The sequence below is a fragment of the Glycomyces endophyticus genome (genome assembly GCF_039531525.1).
Classification (GTDB): Bacteria; Actinomycetota; Actinomycetes; order Mycobacteriales; family Micromonosporaceae; genus Glycomyces; species Glycomyces endophyticus.
Genome location: NZ_BAAAQF010000020.1, coordinates 1 through 14,082 on the forward strand (window position 1 = coordinate 1; position 14,082 = coordinate 14,082).

At 71.7% G+C, this 14,082-nt stretch carries 12 protein-coding genes and 1 pseudogene; 6 read left to right on the forward strand and 7 right to left on the reverse strand.

From position 1 onward, the window contains the following. Positions 1 to 183: 183 nt before the first annotated feature. The 3 genes and pseudogenes from ABD419_RS20160 to ABD419_RS20170 all read right to left on the reverse strand — a co-directional run bounded on the left by ABD419_RS20160 (position 184) and on the right by ABD419_RS20170 (position 2,985). A pseudogene (locus ABD419_RS20160) lies at positions 184 to 987 on the reverse strand (IS5 family transposase). Between the two features lie 70 nt (positions 988 to 1,057). Then, a complete protein-coding gene (locus ABD419_RS20165; protein ID WP_344490237.1) occupies positions 1,058 to 1,702 on the reverse strand; it encodes a class I SAM-dependent DNA methyltransferase in 645 nt (214 codons plus the stop codon). A 146-nt stretch (positions 1,703 to 1,848) separates the two neighbouring features. Continuing rightward, positions 1,849 to 2,985 carry a hypothetical protein gene (locus tag ABD419_RS20170; protein WP_344490240.1) on the reverse strand — a complete coding sequence of 379 codons (1,137 nt, stop codon included), beginning with the start codon at positions 2,983 to 2,985 and terminating at the stop codon, positions 1,849 to 1,851. Positions 2,986 to 3,211: 226 nt separating this feature from the next. Between ABD419_RS20170 and ABD419_RS20175 the strand changes: the two genes are divergently transcribed. The 3 genes from ABD419_RS20175 to ABD419_RS20185 all read left to right on the forward strand — a co-directional run bounded on the left by ABD419_RS20175 (position 3,212) and on the right by ABD419_RS20185 (position 7,390). Beyond that, positions 3,212 to 4,363: a tetratricopeptide repeat protein gene (locus ABD419_RS20175; protein ID WP_344490242.1), complete on the forward strand. Its 1,152-nt coding sequence runs from the start codon at positions 3,212 to 3,214 to the stop codon at positions 4,361 to 4,363. Positions 4,364 to 4,463: 100 nt separating this feature from the next. After that, positions 4,464 to 6,014, forward strand: coding sequence for a gamma-glutamyltransferase family protein (locus ABD419_RS20180; RefSeq protein WP_344490245.1), 1,551 nt, complete (start codon positions 4,464 to 4,466; stop codon positions 6,012 to 6,014). 233 nt (positions 6,015 to 6,247) lie between these two features. Beyond that, positions 6,248 to 7,390: a DNA glycosylase AlkZ-like family protein gene (locus tag ABD419_RS20185; protein WP_344490248.1), complete on the forward strand. Its 1,143-nt coding sequence runs from the start codon at positions 6,248 to 6,250 to the stop codon at positions 7,388 to 7,390. Between the two features lie 174 nt (positions 7,391 to 7,564). On the opposite strand, the gene ABD419_RS20190 is transcribed toward ABD419_RS20185, so the two are convergent. From ABD419_RS20190 to ABD419_RS20205, 4 genes are all read right to left on the reverse strand, one after another. Further along, entirely contained in the window at positions 7,565 to 8,719 is a 1,155-nt protein-coding gene (locus tag ABD419_RS20190; protein ID WP_344490251.1) for a S1 family peptidase, read from the reverse strand. A gap of 282 nt (positions 8,720 to 9,001) precedes the next feature. Further along, positions 9,002 to 9,826 carry an NmrA family NAD(P)-binding protein gene (locus ABD419_RS20195; RefSeq protein ID WP_344490253.1) on the reverse strand — a complete coding sequence of 275 codons (825 nt, stop codon included), beginning with the start codon at positions 9,824 to 9,826 and terminating at the stop codon, positions 9,002 to 9,004. Positions 9,827 to 10,119: 293 nt separating this feature from the next. Beyond that, positions 10,120 to 10,794, reverse strand: coding sequence for a response regulator (locus ABD419_RS20200; RefSeq protein ID WP_344490256.1), 675 nt, complete (start codon positions 10,792 to 10,794; stop codon positions 10,120 to 10,122). Further along, positions 10,791 to 12,083: a sensor histidine kinase gene (locus ABD419_RS20205; RefSeq protein WP_344490259.1), complete on the reverse strand. Its 1,293-nt coding sequence runs from the start codon at positions 12,081 to 12,083 to the stop codon at positions 10,791 to 10,793. The genes ABD419_RS20200 and ABD419_RS20205 overlap by 4 nt, the downstream gene beginning before the upstream one ends. A 142-nt stretch (positions 12,084 to 12,225) precedes the next feature. Here ABD419_RS20205 and ABD419_RS20210 point away from each other — a divergent pair, with 142 nt between their 5' ends. The 3 genes from ABD419_RS20210 to ABD419_RS20220 are packed head-to-tail and all read left to right on the forward strand — an operon-like array spanning position 12,226 to position 14,029. Then, positions 12,226 to 13,107 carry a DUF998 domain-containing protein gene (locus ABD419_RS20210; protein WP_344490262.1) on the forward strand — a complete coding sequence of 294 codons (882 nt, stop codon included), beginning with the start codon at positions 12,226 to 12,228 and terminating at the stop codon, positions 13,105 to 13,107. Further along, positions 13,104 to 13,256, forward strand: a complete 153-nt coding sequence (locus tag ABD419_RS20215; RefSeq protein WP_344490265.1) for a hypothetical protein — start codon at positions 13,104 to 13,106, stop codon at positions 13,254 to 13,256. The genes ABD419_RS20210 and ABD419_RS20215 overlap by 4 nt, the downstream gene beginning before the upstream one ends. A gap of 8 nt (positions 13,257 to 13,264) precedes the next feature. Continuing rightward, the gene (locus ABD419_RS20220; RefSeq protein ID WP_344490268.1) at positions 13,265 to 14,029 is read left to right on the forward strand and encodes a carbon-nitrogen hydrolase family protein; all 765 of its coding nucleotides are present in this window, start codon (positions 13,265 to 13,267) and stop codon (positions 14,027 to 14,029) included. Positions 14,030 to 14,082 lie beyond the last annotated feature (53 nt).

Genomic DNA, 14,082 nt, shown 5'->3' on the forward strand with positions numbered 1-14,082 from the left:
GAGGGTGTGGGAGAGCAGGACACCGCCAAACATGAACATGAAGGAAAGGCCCGACACAATGTGTCGGGCCTTTTCGCTTGCCGTGGAACTTGTCCAGAGTGCCATTGCCATGACATATGTAGAAGGCCCCCACCATTCGGTGGGGGCCTTTCTTCGTTGTCCTTGCGGGCCTTAGAGCTCGTTTCAAGTTGTTTGATTGAGGCGCCTCCAGCAGATGAGCGCGGCGGCGAGTTTGGTGAAGCCGTGATGGAGGTCGAGCTGGCGTTCCCAACGGACGGCGAGGCGCTTGAACTGGTGAAGGTGGGCAATGGCCTGTTCGACAACCCAGCGGATCGTACCCAGGCCGATGATCTTCTTGCGGCCTCGTTGCGGGATGATCGGCTCGATCCGTTTGGAGCGCAACCAGTCACGGAAGGCAGCCGAGTCGTAGCCGCCGTCCGCCAGGACTGCATCGGGCCTGCGTCGCGGGCGTCCGACCCGGCCCGCGATGGGTGGTATGGCTTCGGTCAGGTCCTGGGCGGCCTTGATATCGGGCACATTGCCTGCAGTAGTGATGACTGCGATCGGCAGCCCCGCCCCATCGCAGGCGATGTGGTGCTTGGAGCCGGGCCGGCCGCGGTCGACCGGCGATGGGCCGGTTGCGGAACCCCCTCATCTTGCCTTGACATGGGAGCCGTCGAGGCAGACCGCCGACCAGTCGATCTGACCGAGCGCATGCAGGTCGGACAGCAGCATTCGGTGGAGTCCCTCCCACACACCGGCATGACACCAGCGACGGAATCGTCTCCAGCACGTGGTGCCGGATCCAAACCCGAGTTCGGTCGGCAGATGATTCCAGCTGATGCCGGTGTACAGCACGAACAGGATGCCTTGCAGACACTTCCGATCGTCGAGCGGCATCGGCCCACGACGCCCTGGCCGGTGGACCGGTAGCAGTGCTTCGATCCTGACCCACAGCCCCTCGTCAATCTCCCATGGTTTCGCCACGTCGGTTCAACGAGCCCCAAGCCGCGCATCGCACCAGCAGTCCACCAGCCGAGGAGCTTGGAGCCCGTGCTCAGGAGCGGCGCCGTGCGAAGAGTATCGCTTGCGGGACTTGCCCGTCGGGGTCGCAAAGCCACTGAGCCTCGATCGTGAAGCCGGCCTCGCGCAGCCAGGAGGCCACCTGGTCAGGCTCACGGTGGTGGACGTAGACCGACATGGGGTGGCCTCCGTACCCTTGCGTCTTCAGGTGCGAGGTGTCGCCGACATGGAATCCGAGCTGCAACGGTGCGCCTGGCCGTAGGACTCGGTGGAAGTGCGCGAAGACTGCCGGTACCTCGTCGTCGGGGATGTGGATCAGTGACCACCAGGCGATCAGGCCCGCTATCGAGGCGTCGCCAAGGCGCAGGTCGGTCATCGAGCCCACCTCGAAGTGCAGGTCGGGGTGATCGCGACGGGCCGCGTCGATCATTCCCGGAGAGAGATCGATGCCGAAAGCGTCGATACCGAGCCCGTGCAGGTGGGCGGTGACGTGTCCGGGTCCGCAGCCGACGTCTGCTACCGGCCCGCCGCCAGCGGTCCGTACCAGCTCGGCGAACACCTCCAGCGCGGCGCGTAGGTGCGGGCCACCGGAGATGGCGTCACGTAGTTGCTCGGTATAGCTGGTAGCGACGGTGTCATACGAGGTTCGGGTGTCGGCCATCCAGTCGTCAGTGGTCATGCCCGACAACATACTCGACCGCCACGTCGTCGGCCCCCAAGGCGCAGAGACGGGTCACCAACCCTCTAACCAACCCAGAACCCCACCACCTGTCGACAAGGCATGATCCGGAAATCGCGCCCCTCGCTCGAACTTGAAACGAGTTCTTAGACGTACGGGCCTTCGAGGTGTTCGCCCGCGTGCTGGCGGTACCAGAGGCCGCGGTAGCAGCGCCACGGCTGCGGGCGGAGGTGCGTGGGCGCGAAGATCTGCTCGAGGAGGCGGCGGGCCTCCAGGAAGAAGTCGAGGCGCTCGTCGGGTGCGGCGATGTGCTGGGAGTCGTCGACGGGGGTCTCCGCAGGGAGGATCGTCAGCGACGGCCACATTGTGGTCTGCTCGGCGAGGGGGAGGAGCCAGGCGCGCATCTCGTCGAGCGGCTCGCTGCCCACGGTGTAGGTGAAGGAGGTCCGGTGGCCGGCTTCGCGTGCGGCCGAGAGGATCTCGGAGAGGCGCTCGGACTGGTGGCTCGCCGCCGGCGAGAGCGGGTCGGCGGCCGCGGCGTCCTGGGGGACGATCGGTTCGGCCGCGAGCTCGGTGCTGTCGTCCTTGTACGTCTCCGTCGTGAGGAACAGCAGGACCGGGCCGACCTTCTCGGCGAGCTCGTTGAACGCGGCCTTGCTGCGCAGGGCCGGAGTCAGGACGCCGAGCGTGGTGGACTCGGGGAGTCCCTCAGCGGTCATGGCTGCGCGGACCGCGAGCAGGTGCTCGACGATCAGCTGCTCGTCGAGGGCGCCGCTCGCGGAGAGGGTGACCTCGTCGAAGAGGTGCTGCTCGCCGTCGTCGGCCAGATCGGAGGCCAAGGCCTCCAACAGGTCCTGGTAGCACTTGACGAGTCCGGAGGACTCGACGCCGGTCTGGAGGAGGAGGGTGGCGGCGGTGCCGTCGGCGCGGAGGTACCCGCGGACCTCTTCTCCCGGTTCGGCTTCGATGATCTCGGCGACCGGGGTGCCGTCGACGCACAGCTCGCTCAGCCCGTGCTGGGGCGAGGAGGGGTCGACGTGGGCCCGGAGGCTGAACGGCGAGGTCGCGCGGTCGGCCGGGAGGACGAGCATGAACTCCTCGTCCTCGGAGTTCAGGCGCAGGCGCATGCCCTCGGTGTTGTTGCCGCGCAGACCGTAGAGGTTGAGCGCGATGAGCAGGAGTTCACTCCACTCCAGGTCGTGGCGCACAGCGAGGCGCCGCCACCGGTGCACCGTCGAGGAGATCGGGCCGGCTGAGTCAGCTGGTTGTGTCGGCTCTTCCATGACCAGTTCCGATTCTTCCTCTCGTCCCCACCGCGGAAACTCCACCGTACAAGAGACTTGGACGTACAGGTGGACGCGGTCCACCTCTATGCTAGGTCCGTCGGCGGACAAAAGCACCCGTCGTGAGCACCGGCACGCGGTCCGAATGCTGGGAACCGTGTCGTGCGAGCCGTCCCTCTCCCACCTCGACCGGAACCCAAGTCCCCCGAGTGATCTGGAGTGGGGAATGCAAGATGTCGCCGATCCGACCGCAGCCGAGCCGCCGCGGGCGCAGGGGCGGGTCCTCAAGGCGGTGGCCAAGGTCTGGCCCGGATTCCTCACGGGCGCCGTCGAAGGCCGCGCACACGATCTCATCGAGCAGGGTCGATACGACGATGCGGTGGCGGTGCTGGAGCGGGGAGTCGAGCGGTTCGGCGCGCGCGCGGTGCCCGCGGTGCTGCTCGCCTGGTGCCTGCATACGGCCGGGCGGCAGGCGGAGGCGCTGACGTGGGTCGCGCGGGCCGTCGACGACGACCCGGAGCACGCGGACGCGCTCTGGCTGCGCGCCGACATCCTGTTCGAGCTGGAGCGGCCCGAGGAGGCGACCGCGTCGCTGTGGGCCGCGGTCGAGCTCGACCCGGAGAACGGCCGGTATTACATGCAGCTCGCCTGGATCCGGTACCAGGACGCGGAGTACGCGGTGACGCGCGACCTGGTCGAGCAGGGGCTGGAGCGCGCGCCCGACGACGCGTGGGTGCAGCACATCGCCGGTCGGATCTACGACCACCACCTGCGGCACCGGCGCGCGCAGCGCCACTACGAGCGGGCCGTGGCGCTCGACGCCTGGAATACCGTGGCGCGGCTCGATCTCGCCGAGCTGCTCCAGGCGCGCGGACGGTGCAGCGCCGGGGTGCGGACCGCCTGGGAGACGACCCGGCTGGAGCCGCTCGCCGCAGCCGACGCCGAGGAGGCGCGGAGCGTCTACGACACGGTGCTGCGGCGGTGGCCGTGGCGGTGGTACGAGTGGGCGCTGCGGGCGGCCGTGGTGCTGAACGCGCTCGACTGGATGCTGCCGACGCCGCGGGCGGCGGACTGGGCGCTCATCGGGGCGGTCGGCGTGCCGTACGCGGCGGGCTGGGTCCGGTCCCTGCTGGTCCTGCCCGCGCCCTGCCGCCGGGACCTGGTGGCGAAGGGGCGGCGCGGGCCGTTCGCGGGGACGGTGGCGCGGACCCTCGCAGTGGCCGGCGGGATCTCGCTGGTGCTGCTGGGGGAGTTGAACGCGGTGCAGCACTTGGGGGTGCTGGCGCTCCTTGCGCTCGCGTACGCCGAGTGGTTCCGGCGCGCGTACCTGATCGCGCAGGGCCGGGCCGCGGGCGGGGAACCGGCCGGTCGTCACTAGCCGCGCGGCAAGGTAGGCTTCGAGCCGGTGCCGGACCTGCGGTTCGGCGCGATCCCGTCCCCCCGTCCGGTACCGCCGGCGGTTGCGCAAAGGAGTCCCCGTGGTCGATCAGGGTGTGGTCTGTTCCGTCGATCCGCACGTCAGCCGAGCGGGCGCCGAGGTGCTCGCGAACGGCGGCAACGCCGTCGACGCCGCGATCGCGGCCGGCGCGGTGCTCACCGTCGTCGCCCCCCACCTCTGCGGGCTCGGCGGCGACCTGTTCGCCCTGGTCCACGTGCCGGGCGAGGACACCCCGGCGTACCTGAACGCCTCGGGCCGCGCCGGATCGGGCGCGGACGCCGCAGGCCTGCGCGCCGAGGGCCACACGGCCATGCCGTTCCGGAACGACCTGCGCTCGGCGACCGTGCCGGGCGTCGTCGACGGATGGTTCGCGCTGCACGAGCGGTACGGGACGCGGCCGATGGCCGAGCTCCTCGCCCCCGCGATCGAGCTGGCGTCGCAGGGCTGGCCCGCGACGGCGATGCTCGCCAAGGCCGGGGCGATCCTCGACGGCGTCGAGGGCGCCGAGGATCTCGTCGGGCTGGAGCCCGGGGCGACGGTGACCCGCACGCGGACCGCGGGCGCGCTGCGCGCGGCGGCCGAGGGCGGCCGCGACGGGTTCTACCTGGGCGACTTCGGGCAGGGGCTGGTGGAGATCGGCAAGGGCCTGTTCACCGAGGCCGACCTCGCGGCGGTGCAGGCGGCGTGGGAGGAGCCGATCGGCGTCGACGCGTTCGGGCACCGGATCTGGTCCGCCGCACCGAACTCGCAGGGCTACCTGCTGCTGCTCGCACTCGCGGTCGCCGACCGGCTCGACCTCCCCGTCGACGCCGGCGACCCGCTGTGGGCGCACTACCTGGTCGAGGCCGCGCGGCAGGCCGGGCACGACCGGCCGGAGCGGCTGTTCGACGGTGCCGACGTCTCGGACCTGCTGGCCGCGGCCGGCGAGCGGGCGGCGCGGATCAGCCCTGACGCGAAGGCCGACGTGCCGGTGCACCAGGCCGCGGGCGGGACCACGTACATGGCGGTGCTCGACGGGAACGGCATGGGCGTCTCCTACATCCAGTCGAACGCGGCCGGGTTCGGGACGTGGCTCTTCGAGCCGCGCACCGGGATCGGCCTCCAGAACCGCGGCACCGGGTTCAACCTGGAGCCGGGGCACGAGGCCGAGTACGGGCCGGGCAAGCGCCCCCCGCACACGCTCGTGCCGGCGCTGGTGACGCGCGCCGACGGGTCGCTGCGGCTGGTCGCCGGGTCGATGGGCGGCGACTCGCAGCCGCAGATCGTCTCGCAGCTGATCGCGCGGGTGCTGCACGGCGGCGAGTCGGTCGAGGCCGCGGTGAGCGCGCCGCGGTGGCGCCTCCACCCGGGCGAGACCGGGTTCGGGACCTGGACCGGCGTGTACGAGACCGACGTCGAGCTGGAGGACGGCAGCCCCGAGGCCTGGTCCGAGGGGCTGCGCGAGCGCGGCTTCGCGGTCGCGCCGGCCGCGGCCGGGAGCGGCTTCGGGCACGCGCACCTCATCGAGATCCACGAGGACGGGCACGTCGAGGGCGCGGCCGACCCGCGCGCCGAGACCGGCACGGTCGGGGTCGCTCCGAATCGGGGGTGACGCGCCCGGGTTTCGAATCGGGGGAGCCTCGGAGGGTCCGGTGCAAATCGGGCGTTCGGAGTCGCCCCCGGTTCGATGGTGCCCGGTGGGTGTGACACCGGGTGAACGGGAGAGGCGTTCGCGCTGGTCGCGGGCTGACGCATGATCGTCGGCGGGTTCGCGGCCGCCAGGTTGTCGGTGGGTCGTTGTACGGTCGGGGCGATCGCTGTCGTTCTCTGAGAGGAATGAGTGCAGTGCCTGAGTCGTTGCGGCTGGCCGACGCCCGGCGGATCGCCATCGCCGCGCAGTTGCGGCCGAAGGCCACGCGTTTCAAGACCGTCCTGGAGCGGCTCGGGTGCATTCAGCTCGACACCATCTCCGCAGTCCGCCGGGCGCACGAGCTGACGCTGCTCGCCCGCGACCTCGACGTGGACGAGGCGGTGCGGAGCCTGGACCGGCGGAAGGCGCCGGTCGCGTTCGAGTACTGGGCGCACGCGATGTCGCTCCTGCCGGTCTCGGCCTGGCCGTACCTGGCGCGGCGGCGGCGAAGCTGGCGCGAGCGGTACCAGACCGACGCGCTGGCCGTCGCCGAGGCCGAGGTGCTCGCGCTGCTGAACGAGCGCGGGGCGATCACCGTCTCCGACTTCCCGTCCGGGGCGATGCACCGCGGAGAGGCCGTCGGCAACATGGGCGACAGCTGGAACTTCCGGACCGACCACAAGCAGGCGGTCGAGCGGCTGCTGTGGTTCGGCGACGTCGCGTGCACGCACCGGATCGGCTTCAAGCGCGTCTACCAGCTCGCCGAGCGCGGCATCCCCGCCGAGCACCTGTGGGACGCCGACGACGAGGAGTGCCTGCGGTACATGGTGTCCACTGCCTTGCGGAACCTCGGCGTGGGCACCACCAAGGACGTCGCCGACTACTTCCGGCTCAAGATCGCCGACACCGACCGGGTGCTGCGCGAGCTGGAGGTGGAGCAGGTCGCCGTCGAGGGGTGGAAGTCCCCCGCCTGGATCGACCCGCAGGTCAAGCGCTCGAGGCTGACCGGCGCCGAGCGGGCCGTCACGGTGTCGATGTTCGACCAGCTGGTGTGGCTGCGCGAGCGGATGAACCGCCTGTGGGGCCACGGCTGGAAGATCGAGATCTACGTGCCGGAGCCGCAGCGCACCTTCGGGTACTACTGCCTGCCGGTGTTCGTCGGCAGCGACCTGCCCGGGCGGGTCGCGCTGCGCCGCAGCGGCGGCGAGCTCGTCGTCGAGGCCGCGCAGTGGGACGACGCGCGCGCCGACCGCGAGCACCTGATCGCCGCAGTCGACCGCGCCGCCTCGTGGGTCGGCGCGGAGGCCCGGTGGAAGGCCGAGGTCCGCGGGTTCGACACCGTCGCCGGAGACGTCTGAGCGATTGGGCGGCAACCGGACCGGTCGGCGCCGCTGAATGATGCGACGCTGCGGCCGCTACCTACGTGAAGAGCCCCGGCCTAGGGTGGCGGCCGGGGCTCTGCGCCGTTGCGGCGCAGTGGGTCGGGCCCGGCCGTTGTCGATCCGGCCGGGCCCTGGTTCAGCGGTGCGGGACTAGCTCGTGACGAGCGTCAGGCCCCACGCGGAGAGGGCCGGTCCGATGGGCTGGAAGTAGGTCGTGCCGCCGGAGGAGCAGTTGCCGTTGCCCCCGGAGGTCATGCCCTGGGCGCTGTTCCCGGTGATGAACGAGCCGCCCGAGTCGCCCGGCTCGGCGCAGACGTTGGTGCGGGTCATGCCGTAGACGCTGCCCTCGGCGTAGTTGACGGTCTGGTTGAACGCCTGGACGGTGCCGCAGTGCCAGCCGGTGGTCGAACCGGAGCGGCAGACTGAGGAGCCGACCGCGGCGCGGTTGGCGTTGGCGACGTCGCGGGCGCCGGAGTACATGTTCACGTCGTCGTACAGGACCTCGCTGGTGCCCACGGCGACCCACGCGCGGTCGGCGGACGGGAAGACCGAGTTGCGGAAGGTGCCCGGGGCGGCCTCGCCGCTGGTCACCTGGTCGCCGGCCGAGCCGCAGTGGCCCGCGGTCACGAAGCCGGGGGTCGACCCCTGGCGGACTGAGAAGCCGACTGAGCAGCGCCACGAGTTCTCGACGATGTACGCGTCGCCGCCGCGCACGAAGAACAGCTCCGGCGCCTCGGAGACGGCGGTCGTCGCAAGGTCCGCGTCGATGCCCGCGGTCTCGATCGCCTGGGCCGCAACGGCTTCGTCGGTGGCCTCGACCACGAGCGTGTTCTTCTCAAGGTCGACGTAGTGGCCGTTGAGCCCGTCGATCGCGAGCGCGTCGAGGGCCGCGCCGGCCGCTTCGAGCTCGGCGAGGCCGTGCTCGACGAGGACCGGGGTGGCGCCTTCGCCGCGCAGCTCGGTGAACTCGGAGCGGTCGGTGGTCGCGACGAGGATCTCGTCGGCGCTCTCGTCGACCCAGAGGCCGGCGTAGGAGGCGTCGAGGGAGTCCGGGACCTCTTCGAGCAGGTCGGCGGCGACGGCCTCGACCGCGAGGCGGTCGTACGCCTCGGACTCGCTGAGCCCGAACGTCTCCGAGAGCTCCTCGATGAGGCCGGGGGAGACGTTGCCGAGGAGGTCGGCGCGGGCGTCGGCGGCCTTGGCGTCGAGGATCTCGGCCGAGGCGGGTGCCGCGCCGGCGGCGAGAGAGAGTGCGGTGGCGATGGCGCCGGCGGCGGTGACCGCAAGTGCGCGTTGGCGGTTCATGTGATGCCCTTCGGGTGAGGCTGTCGACGGCCGACGGGGTTGGCGGCCGCCATGGCAGGGCGGGGGTGCGATCGCTGGTTGCGGTCTCACCCGGAGTGATGGGTGAGCCATGCCATACATGGAGATTAGAGGTAAACCGCGCAAAGTTAAAGATAGAAATAATTCAGTGAATATCGGTCCAAGTCGTGCAAGGTTTCAGAAATGCTACCCAACCTGTGATTTCACAGATTCAACCCAAAAGGGGCGGCGTTCCGACCGGAACGCCGCCCCTTCGTCTCGGGCCTACTTGAACGCGTCGGCGTGCTCCCTCGTCCACTGCGCGAAGCTCAGCGGCGCGCGGCCGAGGAGGCGCTCGACGGTGTCGGCCACGGTGCGGCCTTCGACCGGCGTGTTGCCGAGGGCCTCGATGAGGAAGGCGATGAGGCCCTCGTGCATGCCCTCGCCCCGCCACTTCTCGCGCGCCTCGTCGACGGTGAGCTCGACGTACTCGACCTCGCGGCCGACGGCCTCGCCGATGTGGCGGACCTTGTCCTGCATGGTGAGGACCTCGGGACCGGTGATGACGAGGGTCTGGCCGTCCTGGCCGCCGTCGAGGAGGACGCGCGCGGCGACGGCGCCGATGTCGACCGGGTGGACCATCGCGCTGAGGCGGTCGCCGAACGGCTCGCGGATGCGGCTCTCGGCCTTGATGGGCGCGGCCCACCACATGAGGGCGTTCGACATGAACTCGACCGGCTGGAGGAAGGTCGCCTCGATCGCGCTGGCGGCGAGGGCCTGCTCGAGCGGGCCGGCGGCGATGCCGCCGAGGACGGTGCTGCGGCGCACGCCCGCCTGCTCGGCGAGGGCGACGATCGCGGCGGGGTCGGGGATCGCGCCGTACTGCTCGCCGGCGAAGTTGATGAAGTGGACGGCGTCGACGTCCTTGAAGGCGTCGGCGAGGGTCTCGGGCGCGGCCAGGTCGCCGACCGCGATCTCGACGCCCGCGGGGAGGTCGGCGTCGGGGTTGCGGGTGAGGGCGCGGACCTGGACGGTCGGGTCGAAGGCGATGAGCTGCTCGACGACGTTGCGGCCGACGGTGCCGGTGGCGCCGGTGATCAGGATGCGCATGGGGTACTCCTCGCTCGGGATTTCTTGGAACGGAATCTCTTGTTCCAATAATAGCAGAGCGGAATGATCTATTCCAGGAGGTGGGGAAAGTTTGTCGGGGCGGGCGGCTCCGGCCCCCGAGGTCGGGTGTTTCGGCACGTAGGAGCCCCCGCTTGCAACGATGCCCGGTGGGTCTGACACTCGTCGGAGGCGTGAGGCGTGAGGCGTGAGGCGTGAGGCGTGAGGCGTGAGGCGTGAGGCGTGAGGCGTGAGGCGTGAGGCGTGAGGCGTGAGGCGTGAGGCGTGAGGCGNGGTCAAGACTCCCGCGGGTCCCCCGCTGTGACGAGGCCGGTCTCGTAGGCGCAGACGACCGCTTGGGCGCGGTCGCGGAGTTCGAGTTTGGCGAAGACCTTGCCGACGTGGGTCTTGACGGTCTGCTCGGAGACGAAGAGGGCGGCGGCGATCTCGGGGTTGGAGAGGCCGCGGGCGATGAGGCGCAGGACCTCCTCCTCGCGCGGGGTGAGCGCATCGAGGCGGGACGAGCGGCGCAGTGCGGGGCGGGCCTTGAAGCACTCCTCGATGAGGCGGCGCGTCACCGACGGCGCGAGCAGGGCGTCCCCGGCGGCGACGATGCGGACCGCCGAGATGAGGTCGCCCGGCGGGGCGTCCTTGAGCAGGAACCCGCTGGCGCCCATGCGGAGCGCCTCGTACACGTAGTCGTCGATGTCGAACGTCGTGAGCATGAGCACCCGCGGCCGCCGCGCCTCCGGCGCCGAGAGGATGCGCTTCGCCGCCTCCAGGCCGTCCATCGTCGGCATCCGCACGTCCATCAGGACCACGTCGGGGCGCAGCCGGGTCGTCTCGGTGACCGCCGCGACCCCGTCGGGGGCGTCGCCGACGATGTCGATGTCCTCTTGCGCGTTCAGCAGAGCCGCGAACCCGGCGCGGACCATGGCCTGGTCGTCGGCGATGAGCACCTTGATCGTCACGCGGACTCCTCTGCGGTGGAACGGACCGGCAGCACCGCGCGGACGCGGAAGCCGCCGTCGGGCGTCGGCCCGGTCTCCAGCTCGCCGCCGTCGAGGGCGACCCGCTCGCGCATGCCGACCAGGCCCAGGCCCGAACCCTCCTGCCCCGGCGGGACCGGGCCGGGCGGCGGGCCGTTCACCACGGTAACCACCACCGTCCCGTCGCCGGCGGCGACCGACGCGTCGACGTGCGCGCCCGGGGCGTGCCGGACCACGTTGCTCAACGCCTCCTGGACCACCCGGAACACGGTGAGCGCCACTGTCTCAGGCAGGTCGGGCGGCAGGTCGCCGACCGCGAGGTCCACCGGCGTGCCCGCCCGGACCACCGACTCCGCCAGGCCGCGCAGGGCCTCCGGCCCCGGCTGCGGCTCGCGCGAGCCCGCCTCGTCCTCGCTGCGCAGCACCCCCAGGAGCCGGCGCATCTCCGCGAGCGACTCGCGCGCCTGGTCGCCGATCGACCGGAACTCCGCCCGCACCTCCTCGCCGAGCCCGGCCAGCCGGTACTCCGCGGTCGAGGACTGGACCGCGATCACCGACATGTGGTGCGCGACGATGTCGTGCAGCTCCCGCGCGATCCGGGTGCGCTCCTCCAGGAGCCGGCGGCGCTGGCGCTCGGCCTCCGCGACCCGCTCCTCCTCGGCGACCCGCGAGCGGCCCTGCCGCCAGATCCGGACCGTCAGGCCCACCAGGAACGCGAACGCGCCCAGCAGTGCCCCGAGCGTCAGGTTTTCGACGGCCGGGTTGTCGTTCACGAACTCGTTGTAGGACAGCGTGATCCGGCCCGAGTTGACCGCCCAGACCACCCAGGAACCGGCCGCCGTGTACCCGCTCCACGCGAGGACCCCGACCCAGGCCGGGCGGTCGCGGCCGAGCGCGAACAGCGCCACCAGCAGCGCGAACAGGGTCGGCACCGTCAGCGGCCACGGCTCCCAGCCGCCGACGTCGCCGAACCGGACCGTCCCCGCGAAGACCGCCATGACCAGCAGCCACGCCTCGACCGGCCGGAACCGCGCCAGCACCACGGCCGCGCCGGTCGCCACCGCCAGCATCATCGGCGCGCCGATGTCGTAGTTCGTGCGCAGCAGCTGGTTCTGGGTCCCGAACATGAGCAGCGCGAACGGCACCGACCCCGGCCCGACGAGCGCGAGCACCAGCGCCAGGCCCCAGCGCCGACTGCCCGGCGCCACCGGGACCAGGTAGCTGATCACCCGGCGGACGGGACGGGGGCTCGGTGCGGTCTCGGCGGTCACGGCACTACCGTATGCCGCCCGGGACCTGCGCGCCCTCACACCGCGGTACGGCATCGGCGGGCCCGTCTCACCCCAGGGGGTGAGACGCGATTCCACGCCTCGGCTTGAGGGAAGAGGACTTCCCGGAACCTACCTTCGGCGCATGTTCCCAGACTTCTTCCGAAGCCGCGCAGCCGAAGTGACCGCCATGGCGGGCGTCGCCGCCGCGCAGGCGGGCTTCGCGGTGATGCACCTGACGCAGGGCGGCACGGTCGACCCCGTCGCGATCCCCGTCTCCTCCTACGCCGTGACCTGGCCCGGCGTCCTCCTGTTCCCCGTCTCCGTGCTCGCGCTGGCCGCCACCTGCGCGATCCTCGCCGGGCGCGGCGTCGGCCTCGCCCGCGAGGGCCTCATCCGGTTCCTCCTCGGCGGGACCGCCCTCATGCTGGTGTGCGCGGCGGTGTTCCGTACCGGCACGCCCGAGTCGGGCCTCACCTGGTGGGCGCAGATCCACCGGTACACCGCCGGGGCGGCGTTCGTGCTGCTCACCGTCGTCGCCGCGCTCTGCGCGATCCGGATGCGGCAGGCCGGCGCGCCCGCGTGGGTGCGGCACGGCACCTGGTGGGCGACGGCGCTGGCGGTCCTGACGTTCGCGACCACCACGGTGAACACGTTCCTCCCCGGCTTCCTCGGCGGCGGCGACTGGCGCGGCATCCCGCAGCGGGTCCTCCTCGTGGTCCTGTCGACGCTGCTGTGGTGCCTGGTCGCGAACTCGATCCGGGCGGCGGTGCCGGTGGCGGATTCAACGGCTGTTCGGGCGGCGGAGCCGGGTGTGGTCCCGGGCACTGGGCCAGCCGCGGTGGCGACCAATGATCGGGCGACAGAGCCGGCCGTGCCTGGGACCGCCGAGCGGGTGACCGCCGGACCAGTACCGGTGAACGGGCCGGCCCTTAGAACCGAACCGGTCGGCGCACCCGGGCTCGCGGCCCCGTCGACGCGGGCCGTCGACGCTCCGGCCCGAGTGCTCGCCGGGGTCCGGCCGTGAAGGCCCCCGCGCGGCTCCGGTCCCGCCTCGCCCGGGCCCGGCTGGCCCTGGGCGGGTGCCGCGAGCTGCGGCGGGCCCGCGAGGAGTTCGCGTTCTTCACGCCGGTCGACGAATCGAGAGAGGGCCCGCACTTCGGCTCCTGGCTATAGTCGCCGGTATGAACGCACCCTCGCCGAAAGCACCCTTGTCGATCGCGCTCGCTCAGCCCGACCTGCGGCCCGGTGACGTGGCAGGGAACGCCGCCGCGCACGCGGCCGCGATCCGCGCCGCCGGGGCCCGCGTCGTGGTCTTCCCCGAACTCTCGCTGTCCTCCTACGCGATGGCCGCCCCGACCGTCGACCTCGCCGACCCGGCGCTGGCCGTGATCGTCGACGCCTGCGCCGAGACCGGGAGCATCGCGCTCGCGGGCGCGCCACTCCTGGAGGACGGGCGGGAGTTCATCGCGACGGTCCGCTTCGACGCCGATGGCGCGGTGCCGGTGTACCGCAAGATGTTCCCCGGCGGCGACGAACCCGGGCGCTTCGCCGCCGGGCCCTGCGCCGCGGTGCTGGACGTCGACGGCTGGCGCCTCGGCCTGGCGATCTGCCGGGACTCGAAGATCGACGCCCACATCGAGGCGACGGCGGCCCTCGGCATCGACGCGTACGTCGGCGGGAACCTGCACGACCCCGAGGGCGCGGCGGTCCGCGACGCCCGGATGCCGAAGCTGGCGGCCGAGTACGGCGTGTGGGTCGCCCTGAGCTGCTTCGCCGGTCCCGGCAGCGACTACCCGGACGCCTCGGGCGGATCGGCCGTGTGGGCCCCGGACGGGTCGCTCGTGGCACAGGCCGACGGTGAGCCGGACCGGATCGTGCGGGTCGATCTGCACCGAGGCTCGGCGGCGGCCGCGCGGCCAGGCGACCCTTCTCGCCGCCCGGCCTAACCCGCTCGGTGACGGTGGTCACGAAAAAGACGAATACTCGGCGCATGTCGTGA

Excerpts from the sequence above, each read along its gene's own strand:
- ABD419_RS20165 (WP_344490237.1), bottom strand. The coding sequence starts at position 1,702 with ATGACCACTGACGACTGGATGGCCGACACCCGAACCTCGTATGACACC.
- ABD419_RS20170 (WP_344490240.1), bottom strand. The coding sequence starts at position 2,985 with ATGGAAGAGCCGACACAACCAGCTGACTCAGCCGGCCCGATCTCCTCG.
- ABD419_RS20175 (WP_344490242.1), top strand. The coding sequence starts at position 3,212 with ATGCAAGATGTCGCCGATCCGACCGCAGCCGAGCCGCCGCGGGCGCAG.
- ABD419_RS20190 (WP_344490251.1), bottom strand. The coding sequence starts at position 8,719 with ATGAACCGCCAACGCGCACTTGCGGTCACCGCCGCCGGCGCCATCGCC.
- ABD419_RS20195 (WP_344490253.1), bottom strand. The coding sequence starts at position 9,826 with ATGCGCATCCTGATCACCGGCGCCACCGGCACCGTCGGCCGCAACGTC.
- ABD419_RS20210 (WP_344490262.1), top strand. The coding sequence starts at position 12,226 with ATGTTCCCAGACTTCTTCCGAAGCCGCGCAGCCGAAGTGACCGCCATG.
- ABD419_RS20220 (WP_344490268.1), top strand. The coding sequence starts at position 13,265 with ATGAACGCACCCTCGCCGAAAGCACCCTTGTCGATCGCGCTCGCTCAG.